We start from the raw sequence: 16,459 nt of genomic DNA on the forward strand, positions 1-16,459 counted from the left end.
TGCCGACGGCGCATCATCGTGGCGATGACGGCCCGGCCGGCCATCGCGACGCCCGCGGCGCCGCGTCATCGGTCAGTGCCGATCGGTGCCCGTCTGCTTGCGCACCGCATCGGCCGCCTCGCCGGCCTGCTCCTGCATCTTGCCGGCCTCTTGTTCAGCGACGCCTTCCGCTTCCGTCTCGCGGTCGCCCGTGACCTTGCCGAGCGCTTCCTTGACCGAACCCTTGACTTGTTTGAGCTTGCCTTCGATGCGATTCCTGTCCATGGTCGTCTCCTGCGATGGTGGGGGGAGAGCCGGCGGCGTGACGGCCCGCGTCGCACCGCCGAGTGGACAGGATCGCAAGCGGAGGCCGCGCGCGGCAGATGCGGATGCACCAGCGCGCCTGGTGCATTCGTACCGGCGCCCTCAGTCCTTGTCCTTCGCGCCGCCCTTCTCGCCACGCACGCCGTTCGCATCGGCCGCGCCGACGATCCCGCGTTCGCGCGCCCACACGATCGCCTCGCCGCGGCTGTGCACGTCGAGTTTCGCGTAGATCGTCGCGACGTGATTGCGCACGGTGTTCGGCGCAAGCCCGAGGCGGCCGGCGATCTCCTTGTCGGCAAGACCGTGACACAGCAGGTCGAACACGTCGCGCTCGCGTGCAGTCAGGTCCGACAGCTGCGCGCCCGCATCCGGCGCATTCGCGCGCCGCACGTTCGCGAGCTTCTCGATCAGCGTACGGCTGAACCAGGATGCATCCTGCATCGCCGTTTCAATCGCGTAGACGAGCTCCATCTCCGTGCGCTTGCGGTCGCTGATGTCGAGCAGCGCGACGAGCAGGCAGTCGCGCCCGTGAATCGCGACGGGGTCGGCCGACACGACGCAATCGCGCACGTCGCCCTCGCGCGTGCGGATCTGCACGTCGGCGTTGCGCGCGTTGCCGTCGCGTGCGAGCCGGCCTTCGATGCGCTGCCACGCGCCGCGTTCGGCCCATAGCCCGATCTCGTCCGCGGATTTGCCGAGCAGGTCGTCCTGCGCATGGCCCGTCAGCGCGGCGAACGCGTCGTTCACGTCGAGCAATTCGAAGCGGTCGGCGGTGACGATCGCGGTGGCGACCGGCGCCATCCGGAACGCCGTCGCAAAGCGTTCCTCGCTCTGCCGCAACGCGCGCTCGGCCTGCTTGCGCGGCTCGAGATCCATGAACGTGAACAGCATGCACGCCTCGTCGTTCATGTCGATCGGCTGCCCGGCGACCACCACGGCCTTCGTGCTGCCGTCCGCGAGCTTCAGCACGGCCTCCATCTGCGGGATCGTCGCACCTTCGCCGAGCCGCTCGATCGCGAGGTCGCGCCGGTCGGCCTGGTCGAGCACGTCGATCTCGTACACCGAGCGGCCGAGCACGTCGTCACGCGCGTGGCCGGTCAGGTCCAGAAAGCCCTGGTTGACCTTCACGTAGCGCAGGTCGTCGAGCCGGCAGATCACGGCCGGCGCCGGATTCGCGTTGAAGGTGCGCTCGAAGCGTTCCTCGGCGCTCGCCCATTCGGTCGCGTCGTGCAGCACGAGCGCGAGACAGTCGGGCTCGCCGGCCGCATTCGTCAGCACGAGGCTGCGGATGCGGTGGACCCAGCTCACGGTTTCGTCGGCGGCCGATTCGACTTCGACCGTCACGTCGCTGAACTCCTCGCCCGCGATCACACGATCCATCGGATAGTGGCCGTCGCGCACCGGATGGTTGTTCCGGTAGCGCAGCCGGAAACGCTCGCGGTAATCGGTGACGGTCGCACCGAGCGCCTTCAGCTCGGTCACGCCGTGCATCGCGAGCGCAGCTTCGTTCGCCCAGACGATCCGCTGGTCGGGCTCGACCAGGATCACGCCCTCGGTGAGCCCCGCGATGATCTGGTGCAGCTGGCGCCGATCGGTATGCGACTTCAGCGCCTGTTCGTTTACCTGTTCGTTCATCGAATGGTTGTCCCTGTCGTCAGCATGACTGCCGGCCCGGTTGCCGCTTCGTCGACACGCGCCGGCCGGCGCGTGTGGCGATGATCGCGTGCCGCACCGGTGCACGACAGACGCGGATGCACTATTCGTCATAGTACATGCGCACGGCCTGCCCCACCGTGCGGTGTCCCGCCGATCCCCGAAGCATCCACTGCGCCTGCTTTCCGCACGTCCCAGCCGACAGGCGCACCACCGCCCCCTTCTCGACGCCCCGTGCAAACGCACTAGCCGATCAGGTGAATTTGCGCGATGTCCACGCCCGTTTGCATCGGTACGCTGGTACTGCATCGGCGCTCATGCGCTGCCTTCCGATCCGCAGAGGAGAAAGCACGATGAAGCTGCATCAGACACCCGATCCGACGCGGCCCGAACCGGCCCCGGACAATCCGCCCGAACCACCGCCCGGCACCGATCCGCCGGTTCCGCTGCCGCCCGACGTGCCGCGCCCGGACATGCCGCCGCGCGAGCCCGGCTACGACACGCCGATCGCCCGTTGATCCGGGCACGCGCCATGCTCGGCAGTCAATCCATTCACCACGCCCATCGAAGGAGAACATCAATGAACAAGACCTCGCACCTTTCGACGCTGCTCGCCGCCAGCGCGGCCTTCCTGCTTTGCGCCGCACCGCTCACGAGTGCGCAGGCGCAAGCCTCGTCCACCGACAGCGGCATGACGGCCGAATCGAACCAGCCCGTCACCGACACGTGGATCACCACCAAGGTGAAAGGGGAACTCGCGACCACCGACGGCGTGAAGAGCACTGACATCAGCGTGAAGACGGTCGACGGTGTCGTCACGCTCACCGGCGTGCTGCCGTCGAAGGTCGCCGTGAAGAAGGCTATCGCCGTCACGCGCGCGATCAAGGGCGTGAAGCACGTCGACGCATCCGGCCTGAAGGCGAAGGCCTGACCTCCCGGCGCGGCATGCCGCCGCGCCTTTTATCCCTGCATGACAAGGAGCACATGATGAACGAGGACAAGATCAAGGGTCAGTGGAAGCAACTCTCGGGCAAGCTGAAGGCCAAGTGGGGCAAGTTGACCGACGACGACCTGAAGGTGGCCGACGGCAATCGCGAGTATCTGGCCGGCAAGATCCAGGAGCGCTACGGCATCGCACGCGATGAAGCCGAGAAGCAGTTGAAGGAATTCGACCGCGAACTGTAACGCGATAGCGCTTCCATCGCGCTTCAATGCAACCGCCGCGGCGCCAACGGCGTCGCGGCCACCAGGACAACGACATGGGCAAATACCTGATCGCCTGGCTGCTCGGCGTGCCGGTCGGGCTGCTGGTGCTGTTCTTTCTGATCACGCACGTCTTCTGAGCGTGCCGGCTCGATCAGAGCCGATCAAAACAACTCGTTTTCAAGGGAGATGAACAATGAAATTGCTTTCGATCTCGGTCGCCTGCATCGCCTTGATGACCGCTTCGATCCCGGGATTTGCGGCAGGGTGCCTGAAGGGCGCGGCCGTGGGCGGGGTCGCCGGCCACGTCGCGGGGCACCACGGGGCAGTGGGCGCCGCCGCGGGTTGCGCGATCGGCCACCACCACGCGGCAAAGAAAGCCAAGGCGGCAAGCGCGGCAACGGCCGCGTCGCAATGAACGCGTCATGACGGGGCCGCCCGACGTTCTTCGAAACGGCCGGCGTTGCGCCGCGTGCGCGATGCCACCGGTAAGAACATGACCACCCGATTTACAACAATTTCGCCAATCCAAGGGGAAAATCGTTCATGGACATGCATGGCTTGATCATATGGCTGGTCATCGGCGCCATCGCCGGCTGGCTTGCGGGCGTACTCGTCAAGGGCGGCGGTTTCGGCCTGCTCATCGACATCGTTGTCGGGATTCTGGGCGCGGTGATCGGCGGCTGGCTCGCCGGATTGCTCGGTATCGGCTTCAGCGGGATTCTCGGCTCGATCGTCATCGCCCTCATCGGTGCGGTGATCCTCTTGCTCGTGATTCGCCTGTTCCGTCGCGCAACGTGACGGGTCATCGAGCGCGCCGGCGAAGCGCCGCATCAGAACACGCCGGCATGACAGGTTCAACGCCATGAGGGACGAGCCCGGCGTTCGACACCGGGCTCGCGACACTTAGTGCCCCTTGTAGAGATCGAGCAACTGGCTATGCAAGGCCATCATGTCCTTGTCATGCTGCATCTGCAGTTTCGCCATCGCTTCGTTGTGCTGCATTTCCATCGCCATCATCTTTTGCTGGATGCCGATGGCCTGGGTACGCTGCTCGGGCGTGAGCTTGTCCATCATCATCATGGTCCAGTCGCTGGTATGCGACATGTAGGTGCCGCTGCGACCAATGCCGCCACCGTCTGCCTGTGCCGCACCCGCGACGAGCAGGAACGGAATGGCGCCACACAGCATGAGCTTGCGAATCGGGTTCATCCGGGTTCTCCTGTCAAGAAAGGACGTCGGGAAGCGCCCGTGTCGCATGCACGGGTTTCCTGAGCGTGTGTCATGAACTGCCAGCGGACCTCGAGACCTCGTCCAATCAATCGACCCGATGATCGAAAGGTGTCTCCCTGACACGTGCTACGACGAATCGGCTGATGAATGAGGGGGCGACTGGCGAGACGTTTGTCGTCCCGAACCGGCGGATATGACACGGCTCGATGAGATTTTCGGGGTCGCGTCATCCCGCGCGCCCGGCGGTGGCATCCATGACCGCCCATCCCCGAAATGGCAAACGCCCTGCATTCGCAGGGCGCTTCAGGCCGCGGGTCGTGCGTGCGCCGGCCAATCGGTCGCGGCTGGCGCAGCCCCCCGCTTTCCTTTCGTTACTTCGCCGCGTTCGCCGTCATCTTGAAGATGCCCTGCGCGTTGCCCGCATCGAAACGCAGGTCGGTCACCCAGCGGCGCGCCGCCTGGTCGAACGTGCGCTTGCGCGTGATGAACTCGTAGAACGAGCCCGGCACGTTGCGCTTCACCGTGCCGCCGTCGCGCGTGCGGAATTCGCGTTCGACGGTATCCGCGCGATACGCGGTCTGGAACACGCGGCCCGAGCGCGAGCGCTCGACTTCCGGCTTCATCGGCCGGCCCTTCGCCTTCTCGTCGTCGGACAGCTTGAACACGTCGGCGACGCGGTCGGTCGCGTGGTTGAACGCGTTGCCTTCGGTCGCGATCCACGCCATTTCCGCCGATTCGAGCAGCAGCGTTTCGTAGTCGAGTTCGTTCGGCAGGTCGTGCTGGCGCGCGAACGCGCCGACGATCTCCGGCAGCAGCGCGTGCGCGGCCTCTAGCGACAGCCAGCCTTCGCGCTCCACTTCCCACAGCAGCGCGACGGCCGCCGGCGACAGCGGATCGCGCGACGTGCTCACGACGTTCGTCACGGCCTGCTGGAATTCCTTCGAGAAACGTTCCGGATGCAGCTCGCTGACGAAGAACTGCGCGATTTCGTCCGGTGCGTCTTCATGCGCATACGCGCGGCCGGTCATGCCGAGCTTGTCGAGCGGGTAACGGCCGTTCAGGCGGAAGCCGAGCGGACGCAGGATGCGCGTGAACGCAGCCTCGCCCGGCGGCAGCGCGCCGGTGTGCGCCCAGCGCACCGTGCGCAGCGCGCCGTGGTCGAAATAGACCGAGCCGCCGCTTTCGACTGCTTCGGCCGTGTACGCGCGGCCGTTCGCCGAACGTTCGAGCAGCCCTTCGAACAGCGCCATGTTCATCGCCTGCGCGATTTCCGCGCGCGTCACGACGCCGTCTTCCCATTCTTCGAGGATGGCCGGCATGTTCAGGGTCGAGAACAGGGCGTCGGTCTTCGCCTGTCCCAGCAGCTTCGTCAGCAAGCTCTCGATATTCGGATTGCGCATCAGGATTCTCGTCTCGGGGGACCGCCGGCAAACGTGCCGGCAACTCGTCGGCCGGCCGCCCCACGGGCGCCTGACCTTGCGTGGAGAGCATTATTCAAAGGGTTGCAGCGGGGCGTAAAGCGAGATTAAATTGATATGTGATGAGTTTTTGGAATTATCAGCCGCTCCCGGCTTCGCCCGCCGGCCCGCACCGGGCAGGTGCGTTCGTCAGACGAATTCAGGGCCTGTTTAGATATGGAACGCACATGCGAATGCCCGAAATCGCTCGTAGGGCAAGGAGTGAGGAGCGCCGTTTGGCCGAGCCAAACAAGCGACGAGCGACGCCGCCATACGGGCGATTTCGGGCATTCCCGTGGCATGATTTTTTAATTTGGGGTTGCCACGAGAACGGCCGCTCGCCGCGTTGCGCTCCTTGGCGATACGTCAGTATTCGCGGCGTCGCGCGCCTCGCGAGCGGCCGTTCTCGTGGCAACGCATGCGCGTTCCATATCTAAACAGAGCCTGACATCATGCGTAAATTCAAGATCCCCAACATGGGCGCGCTCGTGGCTTTCGAAGCCGCCGCGCGCCACGAAAGCTTCACGCACGCGGCCAAGGAGCTGTTCCTGACCGAAAGCGCGGTATCGCGCCAGATCGCGACGCTCGAAGCGAGCCTCGGCGTGCGGCTGTTCGCCCGCGTGAAGCAGCGCGTCGTGCTGACGCGCGCCGGCAAGCTGTACGGCACGCAGGTGCGCCGCGCGCTGGAAGCGCTCGACCGCGACACGCTGTCGATCATCGCGCACGGCAGCGGCGGCGGCTACCTGGAGCTCGCGGTGCTGCCGACCTTTGCGTCGCACTGGCTGATCCCGCGCATCAAGAGCTTCTACGACCGCACGCCCGACGTGCGCGTGAACATGGGCAGCCGCACCGACCTGTTCTCGTTCGAGGACACCCACTTCGAGGCCGCGATCCACTACGGCAAGCCGACCTGGCCCGGCACGTCGTCCGACTACCTGTTCGGCGAGGAAGTCGTGCCGATCTGCTCGCCGGCGCTGCTCGACGGGCCCGTGCACAGCGTCGAGGATCTGCTCGCCTACCCGCTGCTGCACTCGACGACGCGCCCCGGCGCGTGGGCGCAGTGGTTCGAGACGCACGGCGTCGAGGACATCCGCACGATGCAGGGCGTGCGCTACGAACTGCACACGATGCTGATCAGCGCGGCCGCGGCCGGGCTCGGCATCGCGCTCGTGCCGAAGTTCTTCGTCGAGGAACAGTTGCAGCAGCTCGGGCTGGTGGTGCCGTGCGATGCGGCGTCGGTCGGCGATTCCGCGTACTACCTCGTCTATCCGACGGAGTTCAGCCACAGCAAGCCGCTGGAGCTGTTTCGCGGCTGGCTGCTCGAGCAGGCGAGCGCGTATGCGGCGCCGGATGTCGACGCGGATGGCGGCGATATCGTGGACGACGAGGACGTCGAGTAACGGCGCGGTCGCGGCCGCCTCATGGCGCGGCGGCCTCACACGCATGTTGCGTCGGCAGGCTGGCCTTCACCACCTTCACCAACCGCGCGTGATCGGGCTCTTCCAGCCCCGGGCACACGGTTTCCAGATCGCGAATCACGAGCGTCGCGTGCCCGTCGAAGCGGCACACGCGTTCGGGTTGCGCGGCGGGCAGCCGCAGACTGCGCCGTGCATCGCGCTGGTTCGTGAACCGGATCACACCCGTGCGTTGCGAACGGTCCGGCAGGCGCCGCGCCGATGCGTCGTCCTCCTCGAACCACACGTCTTCCCCGCTCTCTTCGTCGCCGTAATCCACTATGAAACGGCCCGACAACGTAATCGCACGGCCGACGTACACCGAATGGCATTCGGGTTCGGCGTCGGCCGGGATCGTCTGCGCGTGCGCCGCGGCCGCGCCGCAAGCCAGCCACAACACGGCGCACAGCACGCGGGCGCGGCCGGTCAGGTTCGACACATCAATCGATTGGCGAATCATGGGCAATGAGGTGCGGGTCATCGTGACGACGACCCGCATTGTCACCCGGCGCCTGCATCACGTGCATTACATGTGCCACTTCACCGTGGCGGTCAGCGTGCGCGGATCGCCGGGCATGTTGTACAGGTCCGCATTGCCGTGCGCGGCGATGAAGTAGCGGCGATTGAACAGGTTGTCGAGCGTGAGCGTCACGTCGACCTTCTTGCTGCGATAGCCGGCGCCCAGGTTGAACACGGTAAACGACGGCAGCGTGACGAGATCGCTCGCCGACGTGTAGCGCGCCGACTGGAACTGCATGCCGGCCGCCGCATAGAAGCCGTACGGCAGCTCGCGCTTCACCCACAGGTTCGCGCTGTGGCGCGGCATCAGCCCCGGTGTATTGCTCGACACCGCGACGCCGGCCGCCGTCGATTGCGCCGAGCCGTCGACCGTCCCGTTCAGGTACGCGTAGCCCGCATACACCGACCACTTCGGCGCGATCTCGCCGGTAAAGCCCAGCTCCATCCCGTGTACGTGCTGCGTGCCGATCGGCAGCGCATAGCCGGGATTCGCCGGGTCGCCGATCTGCTGGTTGGTCTGGCGCATGTCGAACAGCGCGACGCTGGCCGTCGCCTTGCCGCCGAGGTCGAAGCGCGAGCCGACCTCATACGCGGTGGTCTTCTGCGGCGCGAGCGCGGCGCCGTTCGAGAATGCGCCCGAGCTGATCAGCGTATCGGCCAGCGGCGAGAACGACTGGCTGAACGACCCGTACAGCGTCAGCCAGTCGAGCGGTTCGTAGATCAGGCCGACGCGCGGGCTCCACGCGTGATCGGTGCGATCGAGGTTGACGTTCGACGACGTGTAGTCGTGGCGGATCTGGTTCAGGTAGTCGAAGCGCAGCCCCGCGAGCACCTTCCAGTGCTCGGTGAGCGAAATCAAATCCTGTGCGTACACCCCCGCGAGCCCGACGACGGTCGACGCGTTCGTCTTCGCCCGCGTGCCGGTCGGCACGCCGGGCAGCACCACCTGCTGCGGATTGAACAGATCGTAGGTCGCGACCTTCGACACGCTGTAGATCGTGTCGAACTTCTGCTGCTGCGACAGTTCGAGCCCGTACAGCAGCTCGTGACGCATGCCGAACAGCGACGTCTTCTGCGTGAGCTCGAACAGGCCGTCGATGCCGTGGTCGGTACGCTGGCGCGTCGACTGGTCGAGCGTCACGACCGGATGCGCGGCCGTCTTGATCGGCTCGTACGTCACGTAGTTCTTGCGTTCGAGCGAGAAGTCGTACGCGCGGATCGCGCCATGGAACGACAGCGAATCGTTGAAGCGATGATCGAGCGACACCGTCGCGCTCTTCGCGGAGACATCGTTGTACGAGCTGTTCGCCGCGTCGGCCGAGCCGTAGAACGTGTTGATCGGCACGTCGACCGGCCGGCCGAGATACGCGGGCAGCCCCTGGTCGGACGTGCGGCGATCGTGCAGGTAGTCGAATTCGACGTTCAGCACCGTGTCGCGGTCGAGCTTGAACTGCGCGGACGGCGCGATCGCCTGGCGGTTGAGCTGGAACTGGTCGCGGAAGCTGTTCGAGTTCTCGGCCGCGCCGGTGATCCGGAAACGCGCCGCGTCGTTCGCATTCCAGCCGAGGTCGAATTCGCCGCGCCGCTCGCCGCGCGTGCCGAGCGTCACGCCCACATCGCGCACCGGGTTCGCGTCCGGCCGCTTCAACACGCGATTCACGATGCCGCCCGCCGAGCCGCGCCCGTACAGCACGGCCGCCGGCCCCTTCAGCACTTCGACGTGATCGACGTTCGACAGGTCGCGATAGTAGAGCGCATCGTCGCGGATGCCGTCGACGTACTGGTCCGTGATGCTGTTGAAACCGCGGATCGTGATCTGGTCGCGCTGGCCGTCGCCGACCGAGAAGCCGACGCCCGGCACGTTGCGCAGCGCATCCTGCATCGACGTCGCGTTCTGGTCCTCGATCACCGCGTGCGGCACGACGTTCACCGTCTGCGGTACGTCCATCAGCGACATGTCGGTCTTGGTTGCGGCACGCGAGCGGCCGCCGTCGTACGACGCATGCTCGGCGGTCGCCTTGACCGAGATCGCGGGCAAGGTCGCCTCGGCGTCGCTCGCCTGTGCGAAGGAGGTGCGTGCGCCGGCCAGCGACGTAGCGATCAGCAGCGCATGGCAAGCGCTCTTGTTGAGTTTCATCGTTGAAGTAGAGGCTGAGGGAAAACGGCGAACGGAAACGCATCCGGCCAACGCGCGAACCACGCTGTGAATCGGGCTGGCGACATCCTTTCCGTGAACAAGCAGCGGCGCGCAGGGATCGCCTCGTCGCGCCGACGGGCCGGTGAACGGCCGGCGGCGGGTGGCAGCCGGCCGGCAGAGCCGGCACGAAAGAGGCCGTGACGCTCCGTCACGGCCCGTAACGGAGCGAAATATTAAACGAGAATGATTCGTGTTTTTAGTTAATTTTTAACGTGTCGCCTGCCCGCAACGTGCGTGCGCATCGCGCTCTGCATTCCTGACGAATGCCTTTCTATTCCGCGCGTTTATGCGACCCGACCGTAATAAAAACGAAAGAAATACTTCGGCCGCATCAGGCGATGACGGGCCAGGCAACAGGCGGGATTCGGGAGACGACGACGAAAGGACTGGAGAGGATCACGAAGCATCCGTCACAGCGGACGGCGCGCATTCGAAGTCCGGTGCGCGCCGGACCGGGCAACCCCGACCCGGCGCTCCGGGCAGCCGACCTCGCATCGGCAGCGCGGCGGACCTTCTTCCGTTCTTCACTACATATGCTCTCAGGCTCGCTTCATTTTTTTCTTCGCCGCGCCGGGCCATTATCCGCTGAAACTGGCCCGTTTGAAACGTTTGCGGGCACTGTTGGCGGCTTATACCAAGCATTCGGCAACAGTCTTTCTGAATGCTTACGATGCATGCGGCGCGATTCGGCAATTCTTGCATTCGCGCCGGCGTTCCTTTTTAATGGAACTGGTTCCAGTCGTTGAATCGGCCAGGGTACGCGTGACGCCTCGTCGTCCGCGCGTCATGATGCCGATTCAGGATCGAGGATCTCCCCGCTCAGGATTCGCATCGCCCGTCCTTCCCGGACACCCCGTCAAACGAGACCGTCATGCCCGATTCCGCCTCCCTGCAGCAACTGTTTCCCGCCTTTCAGGACATCCCCGCCGAGTACCGGCTCGCTTCGCCGATTCACCAGCGCGTGTCGCTCGTCGACGGCGCGTTGCGGCCGTGGGACGGCGCGACCAAGACCGTGCTGTCGCCCGTGTGCGTGCGACAGGCGGACGGCAGCGTCGAGCAGGTCGAAATCGGCAGCTACCCGGTGATGGGCGAAACGGAAAGCGACGCGGCGCTCGACGCCGCAGTGCGCGCGTACGACGCCGGCCGCGGCGAGTGGCCGACGATGAAGGTCGAGCAGCGCATCGCGTGCATGCAGGACTTCATCAAGCGGATGGTCGCGCAGCGCGAGCTGGTGGTGAACCTGATCATGTGGGAGATCGGCAAGAGCCTCGCCGATTCGCAGAAGGAGTTCGACCGCACCGTCACGTACATGACGCAGACGATCGACGCGCTGAAGGAGCTCGACAACGCGAATTCGCGCTTCGTGATCGCCGAAGGCACGATCGGCCAGATCCGCCGCACGCCGCTCGGCGTCGTGCTGTGCATGGGTCCGTACAACTACCCGCTGAACGAAACGTTCGCGACGCTGATCCCCGCGCTGCTGATGGGCAACACCGTGGTGTTCAAGCCGCCGCAGTACGGCACGCTGCTGTTCGAGCCGCTGCTCGAAGCGTTCCGCGACGCGTTCCCGAAGGGCGTGATCAACACGATCTACGCGCCGGGCGCGGTGGTCGTGCCGCACATGCTCGCGTCGGGCAAGATCAACGTGCTCGCGCTGATCGGGTCGAGCAAGGTGGCCGACCACCTGAAGAAGCAGCACCCGAAGTCGCACCGGCTGCGCGCGATCCTCGGCCTCGACGCGAAGAACGCGGCGATCGTGCTGCCCGACGCCGATCTCGACCTCACCGTGAAGGAATGCCTGCTCGGCGCGCTGTCGTTCAACGGCCAGCGCTGCACCGCGCTGAAGATGCTGCTCGTGCACCGCTCGATCGTCGACGAATTCGTGAAGCGCTTCACCGCCGCGCTCGAACAGCTGAAGATCGGCATGCCGTGGGAGAAAGGCGTCAGCATCACGCCGCTGCCGGGCATGCATCGCACGGCCTACATGACGGACGCGATCGACGACGCGAAGGCCAAGGGCGCGCAAGTCGTCAACCATTCGGGCGGCGAGTTCAGCAAGACGCTGTTCTATCCGGCCGTCGTGTATCCGGTGTCGGAAGGAATGAAGCTGTACCGCGAGGAACAGTTCGGGCCGATCATTCCGGTGGCGACGTTCGACGACGTGGACACCGCGCTCGACTACGTGACGACGTCGGATCACGGCCAGCAGGTCAGCATCTTCGGGTCCGATCCGGCGCAGATCGGCGCGCTGGTCGATCCGCTCGTGAACCAGGTGTGCCGCGTGAACATCAACTGCCAGTGCCAGCGCGGGCCGGACGTGTTCCCGTTCGCGGGCCGCAAGGATTCGGCGGAAGGCACGCTGTCGGTGAGCGACGCGCTGCGCGCGTTCTCGATCCGCTCGATGGTCGCGGCGAAGCAGACCGAAGGGAGCAAGCAGCTGCTCGATTCGATCGTGTCGGATCACCACTCGAAGTTCATCAATACGGGCTTTATTTTCTGAAGCGCGCCGCTCGCAAAAAAGCCGCTGCACCCACCCGTGCAGCGGCTTTTTTACGCCAGCGCGTCACTACCTAAGCCCGAACCGGGAACGTCAACGCATCGAGTTCCAGCGGCCCGCCGGTCAGCTGAACCGGGCCTTCATCGCCGATCAGCACCGTATCGGAATGACGGAAGCCGCCGACACCCTCGATATAGATGCCCGGCTCGATCGTCAGGCACATCCCCTTCTCGATCGGCCGGTCGTAGCCTTCGGCGAAGAACGGCGCCTCGTGCGCGGTGACGCCCATTCCGTGCCCGGTCCGGTGCAGCATCCGGTCGCCCATTCCCGCGCGGCGGAAATAGTCGTTGACCTTGCGATCGACGTCGCTCAGCAGCGCGCCCGGCATCGCCGCGTCGAACGCGAGCCGCCGCCCTTCCGACATCACATCGAACGCGCGTCGCGCCGCGTCGGGCACGTGGCCAAGGAAGAAGGTCCGTTCGACTTCCGCGCCATAGCCGTTCATCACCGCATTGACGATCGACACGTGCGGGCCGCCCTCCTCCATCCGCATGTCGATGTTGCTGAAGTTGTGCGGATCGTGCGACACGCTGCCCGGCTGGAACACCGCGACGATGCGCGTCGCCAACGGGTTCAGCGTCGGATCGTCGGCCAGCAGCCGCTGCATGATGAAGCCGCGAATGCGCGACGACATCTCCGCCATCCCGAGGCCCGGGCGCGCTTCGTTCAGCAGCAGGTTGTGCGCATCGGTCGCGATCCCGCACGCATACACGTGGCGGCCGATCTCGTAGTCGGACTTGATCATCCGCACGTCGTCGATGATGTCGATGCAAACGCGCTCGCCCGGCGTCTGCGCATAGACCTGCAACGGACACACCGACTCGACGCCGACACGCTCGCCCGCCCCGAACAGCGCCTTGAACCGGTCGCTCCATTCGCGCCCGGCCGGCGCCGGAAATTCGAAATACGGAATCAGCTCGAGCTCGCCGACCGAACGCGTCCGCACATGCGGCTGCTCGAGCTGCGGCACGACGAACTGCGGCGGGCCGCTGCGCGAAATGACCAGCACGAACGGCCGCTCGTGGACGATGTTCGCGAAGTTCGTCAGGTAGTAGATGTTGTCCGGCGAGAACGCCACATAGCGATCGAGGCCGGCTTCCGCCATGCGGGCGCGCACGCGCTCGAGGCGTCCTTTGAGTTCCGCCTCGCTGGGCGGCGCAAACGTAGGGGTGAATTTCATGCGTGATTTCTCCTGTTGAGGGTGACGGGGCGGCCGATCATTTCTACGCCTCCATAGAGCGACATTTCATTCGTTATCCTCTATTTCAACGCTACGGATCGAAACCGAATCCGGTTCGCTTATTCGCTCGGCAAGCGTCGAAACCCGAGCAGCGCGACCAGGCTCACGACCGACATCGCGACGATGTACAGCGCGGGCGACGCCTTGTTGTGCGTGGTCGCGATCAGCCATGTGACGATCAGCGGGGAAAACCCACCGAAGACCGTCGTCGGGATGTTGTACGACACCGCGAGCCCGGTGCTGCGCACCGCGGCCGGGAACGCGCGCGCGGCCAGCGCGGGCACCAGCCCGACGAGCACGCCCATCGGCGCGGCGGCGGCGGCCTGCATGATCAACAGGTTGTGCAGCGACGGGCTGGCGATGACCCACATATAGAGCGGCAGCGTGATCGCGGACAGCACGACGATCGCGGCGGCGACCATCGCGACCGGCCGACGCCAGACGTCGCCGAGCAGGCCCGCGAGCGGCGCGATCGCGACCATCACGATGCCGGCGACCGTCGTGCTCATGAACGGCGCGGACATCGGCAACCCGAGCTGCTTCACCGCGAACGTCGGCATGTAGATCAGGTACATGTAGAACGCGGCGGTACTGACGATCGTCACGCCGATCGCCGCGAGGAACGACGCGAGGTGCTCGCCGAACAGGCGCTTGAGCACCTGCGCGACCGGCAGCGCTTCGCCGTGCACGAACGCATCGGTTTCCGACACGCTGCGACGGATGTAGAAGCCGACCGGGCCGATCAGCAGGCCGACCACGAACGGCACGCGCCAGCCCCAGCTTTCGAGCTGATGCGGGCTGAGCGACGTCGTCAGGATCGTGCCGATCGTGCCGCCCAGCACGATGGCCAGCATCGTGCTCGCCATCTGCAGGCTCACGAAGAAGTTGCGCCGATGCGGCGGCGCCTTTTCCGCGAGGAACGCGACGGTGCTGCCGAATTCGCCCGATGCCGCGAAGCCCTGCACGAGCCGCGCCAGCACGAGGATCGTCGCGCCGAGCCAGCCCGCCTGCGCATACGGCGGCGCCACCGCGATCGCGGCCGTGCCGGCCAGCATCAGCCAGATCGTGACGGACATCGCCGCCTTGCGGCCGTACCGGTCGCCGTACAGCCCGAGCACGACACTGCCGAGCGGCCGCACGACGAACCCCACGCCGAAGGTCGCCGTCGCGAGCAACAGCGATCCGACCGGCCCGGCCACCGGGAAAAACAGCTTCGCGATCACGCTGGCGAAATAGCCGTAGATCACGAAGTCGAACCATTCGAGCGCGTTGCCTGCCGCGGCCGCCGCGACGTCGCGCAGCGTGCCTGCCCGCTCCGACGGCTGCGCCGCGGCCGAAAGGCGATCGAGCGCGAGGGCGCCCGCCGGATTCACTGCATCCTCTTTCATCGTCTGTCTCCTCCCGCTGCTGGCTGCAGTGGTTTCGTACTCATGTTCGATGCGCACCGTTACCGCGTCCAACGGATTTCCGGAATATGATCATCACCAACGTGAATAACGGTGCGAGCGCGGCGCGCGATTTCGTCGCGGCGCCAGCCGGCGCTCTGCGAGGGCAAACGCGACCTTGCGCGAACGGCCCGCGGCCCGGACACTGGCCGCCACGACGTTCCGGCTCGCGACGTCACGCGCGGGATGCCGGCATCCGAATGGGAGATGTGCGATGAAGGATGTGTTCCGCCAGCTCGACCTCAACCTGCTGCGCGTGTTCGCGGCATTGATGGCCGAAGGCAACGTCACGCGCGCCGCCGAACGGCTGGCGCTTTCACAGTCGGCGGTCAGCAATGCGCTGCGCCGGCTGCGCGAGTCGCTCGACGACGTGCTGTTCGAGAAAACCGTCTCCGGTGTGCGGCCGACCGCGCGGGCGCGCGAGCTGTGGTCGGCGGTCCAGCCGCACTTCGACGCATTGAAGCAGGCGATCTCGCCCGACCAGTTCGACCCGCAAGAACATCGGGGCACCTTCACGATCGCGATGTCGGACTACTCGGTCGAGCGCATCATGCCGCGCCTCGCGCAGTACATGGGCACGCATGCGCCATCGATGCGACTCGAGCTCACGCCGTTCAGCGTCGCCGACCTGCCGGGCATGTTCGACCGCGGCGGCGTCGACCTCGCGATCGGCGGTTACCTGAACGACTCGAGCCCGAGCAGCGGCGTGCGCACGCACGAGATGTGGCCGATCCACTGGAGTTGCCTGATGCGCAAGGATCACCCGCTCGCGAAGGGGCCGCTCACGTTGAAGCGCTTTCTCGCGGCGCGGCATCTCGACGTCGGGTTTTCCGGCATGCGGGTGCCGGTGTACGACAGCCTGCTCTCCGCGCACGGCCTGCAGCGCAATCTCGTCCTCACGCTGAATGCGTACTCGCCCGCGCTGGCGATCATCCGCGAATCGGATTTCATCGGCGTACTGCCGACCACGCTGCTCGATCTGTCGATCCACGAGAAGGAACTGGTGTCGCGGCAACCGCCGGTGCGCATGCCCGCGCGGCCTTACTGCGTGATCTGGCATCAGCGTTGGGACAGCCATCCCGCGCACCGCTGGCTCCGGCAGACGATCGTGTCGTTGTTCACACGCCCGGCGGAGCAGCCGGGCGACGCCGTGCGTTCGCCCAAGCGACGCACCACCCGCCAGAGCTAGACGCGCGGG

At 65.9% G+C, this 16,459-nt stretch carries 17 protein-coding genes; 9 read left to right on the forward strand and 8 right to left on the reverse strand.

Going from position 1 to position 16,459, the window contains the following annotated elements; all coding sequences use genetic code 11:
* Positions 1-72: 72 nt before the first annotated feature.
* Positions 73-264, reverse strand: a complete 192-nt coding sequence (locus CFB45_RS28060) for a CsbD family protein (protein WP_089428345.1) — start codon at positions 262-264, stop codon at positions 73-75.
* A gap of 141 nt (positions 265-405) precedes the next feature.
* On the reverse strand, positions 406-1,938 hold the full coding sequence (locus CFB45_RS28065) for a helix-turn-helix transcriptional regulator (protein WP_089428346.1): 1,533 nt from the start codon (positions 1,936-1,938) through the stop codon (positions 406-408).
* A 371-nt stretch (positions 1,939-2,309) separates the two neighbouring features.
* Here CFB45_RS28065 and CFB45_RS39155 point away from each other — a divergent pair, with 371 nt between their 5' ends.
* The 6 genes from CFB45_RS39155 (at position 2,310) to CFB45_RS28085 (ending at position 3,960) form a co-directional block, all read left to right on the forward strand.
* Positions 2,310-2,474: a hypothetical protein gene (locus CFB45_RS39155; protein WP_174975033.1), complete on the forward strand. Its 165-nt coding sequence runs from the start codon at positions 2,310-2,312 to the stop codon at positions 2,472-2,474.
* 62 nt (positions 2,475-2,536) lie between these two features.
* A complete protein-coding gene (locus CFB45_RS28070; protein ID WP_089428347.1) occupies positions 2,537-2,887 on the forward strand; it encodes a BON domain-containing protein in 351 nt (116 codons plus the stop codon).
* 56 nt (positions 2,888-2,943) lie between these two features.
* A complete protein-coding gene (locus CFB45_RS28075; RefSeq protein WP_009694074.1) occupies positions 2,944-3,141 on the forward strand; it encodes a CsbD family protein in 198 nt (65 codons plus the stop codon).
* Positions 3,142-3,167: 26 nt separating this feature from the next.
* On the forward strand, positions 3,168-3,299 hold the full coding sequence (locus CFB45_RS39600) for a hypothetical protein (RefSeq protein ID WP_256976851.1): 132 nt from the start codon (positions 3,168-3,170) through the stop codon (positions 3,297-3,299).
* A 56-nt stretch (positions 3,300-3,355) separates the two neighbouring features.
* On the forward strand, positions 3,356-3,577 hold the full coding sequence (locus tag CFB45_RS28080) for a hypothetical protein (protein ID WP_089428348.1): 222 nt from the start codon (positions 3,356-3,358) through the stop codon (positions 3,575-3,577).
* A 128-nt stretch (positions 3,578-3,705) separates the two neighbouring features.
* The gene (locus tag CFB45_RS28085; protein ID WP_089428349.1) at positions 3,706-3,960 is read left to right on the forward strand and encodes a GlsB/YeaQ/YmgE family stress response membrane protein; all 255 of its coding nucleotides are present in this window, start codon (positions 3,706-3,708) and stop codon (positions 3,958-3,960) included.
* Between the two features lie 105 nt (positions 3,961-4,065).
* On the opposite strand, the gene CFB45_RS28090 is transcribed toward CFB45_RS28085, so the two are convergent.
* Positions 4,066-4,371, reverse strand: coding sequence for a hypothetical protein (locus CFB45_RS28090; RefSeq protein ID WP_089428350.1), 306 nt, complete (start codon positions 4,369-4,371; stop codon positions 4,066-4,068).
* A gap of 392 nt (positions 4,372-4,763) precedes the next feature.
* Entirely contained in the window at positions 4,764-5,792 is a 1,029-nt protein-coding gene (locus CFB45_RS28095; RefSeq protein WP_089428351.1) for a DUF1338 domain-containing protein, read from the reverse strand.
* Positions 5,793-6,301: 509 nt separating this feature from the next.
* Between CFB45_RS28095 and CFB45_RS28100 the strand changes: the two genes are divergently transcribed.
* Positions 6,302-7,249, forward strand: a complete 948-nt coding sequence (locus CFB45_RS28100) for a LysR family transcriptional regulator (RefSeq protein ID WP_089428352.1) — start codon at positions 6,302-6,304, stop codon at positions 7,247-7,249.
* A 19-nt stretch (positions 7,250-7,268) separates the two neighbouring features.
* Here the strand turns inward: CFB45_RS28100 and CFB45_RS28105 are convergent, their stop codons facing one another.
* Positions 7,269-7,802 (reverse strand): hypothetical protein, encoded by a 534-nt coding sequence (locus CFB45_RS28105; RefSeq protein WP_256978381.1) that lies wholly within the window; start codon positions 7,800-7,802, stop codon positions 7,269-7,271.
* A gap of 27 nt (positions 7,803-7,829) precedes the next feature.
* Positions 7,830-9,959 (reverse strand): TonB-dependent receptor, encoded by a 2,130-nt coding sequence (locus CFB45_RS28110; RefSeq protein WP_089428353.1) that lies wholly within the window; start codon positions 9,957-9,959, stop codon positions 7,830-7,832.
* Positions 9,960-10,890: 931 nt separating this feature from the next.
* Here CFB45_RS28110 and CFB45_RS28115 point away from each other — a divergent pair.
* Positions 10,891-12,519: an NADP-dependent glyceraldehyde-3-phosphate dehydrogenase gene (locus tag CFB45_RS28115; RefSeq protein ID WP_089428354.1), complete on the forward strand. Its 1,629-nt coding sequence runs from the start codon at positions 10,891-10,893 to the stop codon at positions 12,517-12,519.
* 70 nt (positions 12,520-12,589) lie between these two features.
* On the opposite strand, the gene CFB45_RS28120 is transcribed toward CFB45_RS28115, so the two are convergent.
* Together CFB45_RS28120 and CFB45_RS28125 are read right to left on the reverse strand one after the other, a co-directional pair.
* Positions 12,590-13,756 carry a M24 family metallopeptidase gene (locus CFB45_RS28120; RefSeq protein ID WP_089428355.1) on the reverse strand — a complete coding sequence of 389 codons (1,167 nt, stop codon included), beginning with the start codon at positions 13,754-13,756 and terminating at the stop codon, positions 12,590-12,592.
* A gap of 119 nt (positions 13,757-13,875) precedes the next feature.
* Positions 13,876-15,204, reverse strand: coding sequence for an MFS transporter (locus CFB45_RS28125; RefSeq protein WP_089428356.1), 1,329 nt, complete (start codon positions 15,202-15,204; stop codon positions 13,876-13,878).
* 271 nt (positions 15,205-15,475) lie between these two features.
* Between CFB45_RS28125 and CFB45_RS28130 the strand changes: the two genes are divergently transcribed.
* Positions 15,476-16,450, forward strand: a complete 975-nt coding sequence (locus tag CFB45_RS28130) for a LysR family transcriptional regulator (RefSeq protein WP_089428357.1) — start codon at positions 15,476-15,478, stop codon at positions 16,448-16,450.
* Positions 16,451-16,459: the final 9 nt, after the last annotated feature.

Origin of the sequence: Burkholderia sp. HI2500, assembly GCF_002223055.1 — a bacterium.
Classification (GTDB): domain Bacteria; phylum Pseudomonadota; class Gammaproteobacteria; order Burkholderiales; family Burkholderiaceae; genus Burkholderia.

Excerpts from the sequence above, each read along its gene's own strand:
- CFB45_RS28060 (WP_089428345.1), bottom strand. The coding sequence starts at position 264 with ATGGACAGGAATCGCATCGAAGGCAAGCTCAAACAAGTCAAGGGTTCG.
- CFB45_RS28065 (WP_089428346.1), bottom strand. The coding sequence starts at position 1,938 with ATGAACGAACAGGTAAACGAACAGGCGCTGAAGTCGCATACCGATCGG.
- CFB45_RS39155 (WP_174975033.1), top strand. The coding sequence starts at position 2,310 with ATGAAGCTGCATCAGACACCCGATCCGACGCGGCCCGAACCGGCCCCG.
- CFB45_RS28070 (WP_089428347.1), top strand. The coding sequence starts at position 2,537 with ATGAACAAGACCTCGCACCTTTCGACGCTGCTCGCCGCCAGCGCGGCC.
- CFB45_RS28075 (WP_009694074.1), top strand. The coding sequence starts at position 2,944 with ATGAACGAGGACAAGATCAAGGGTCAGTGGAAGCAACTCTCGGGCAAG.
- CFB45_RS39600 (WP_256976851.1), top strand. The coding sequence starts at position 3,168 with ATGCAACCGCCGCGGCGCCAACGGCGTCGCGGCCACCAGGACAACGAC.
- CFB45_RS28080 (WP_089428348.1), top strand. The coding sequence starts at position 3,356 with ATGAAATTGCTTTCGATCTCGGTCGCCTGCATCGCCTTGATGACCGCT.
- CFB45_RS28085 (WP_089428349.1), top strand. The coding sequence starts at position 3,706 with ATGGACATGCATGGCTTGATCATATGGCTGGTCATCGGCGCCATCGCC.
- CFB45_RS28090 (WP_089428350.1), bottom strand. The coding sequence starts at position 4,371 with ATGAACCCGATTCGCAAGCTCATGCTGTGTGGCGCCATTCCGTTCCTG.
- CFB45_RS28095 (WP_089428351.1), bottom strand. The coding sequence starts at position 5,792 with ATGCGCAATCCGAATATCGAGAGCTTGCTGACGAAGCTGCTGGGACAG.
- CFB45_RS28100 (WP_089428352.1), top strand. The coding sequence starts at position 6,302 with ATGCGTAAATTCAAGATCCCCAACATGGGCGCGCTCGTGGCTTTCGAA.
- CFB45_RS28105 (WP_256978381.1), bottom strand. The coding sequence starts at position 7,802 with ATGCGGGTCGTCGTCACGATGACCCGCACCTCATTGCCCATGATTCGC.
- CFB45_RS28110 (WP_089428353.1), bottom strand. The coding sequence starts at position 9,959 with ATGAAACTCAACAAGAGCGCTTGCCATGCGCTGCTGATCGCTACGTCG.
- CFB45_RS28115 (WP_089428354.1), top strand. The coding sequence starts at position 10,891 with ATGCCCGATTCCGCCTCCCTGCAGCAACTGTTTCCCGCCTTTCAGGAC.
- CFB45_RS28120 (WP_089428355.1), bottom strand. The coding sequence starts at position 13,756 with ATGAAATTCACCCCTACGTTTGCGCCGCCCAGCGAGGCGGAACTCAAA.
- CFB45_RS28125 (WP_089428356.1), bottom strand. The coding sequence starts at position 15,204 with ATGAAAGAGGATGCAGTGAATCCGGCGGGCGCCCTCGCGCTCGATCGC.
- CFB45_RS28130 (WP_089428357.1), top strand. The coding sequence starts at position 15,476 with ATGAAGGATGTGTTCCGCCAGCTCGACCTCAACCTGCTGCGCGTGTTC.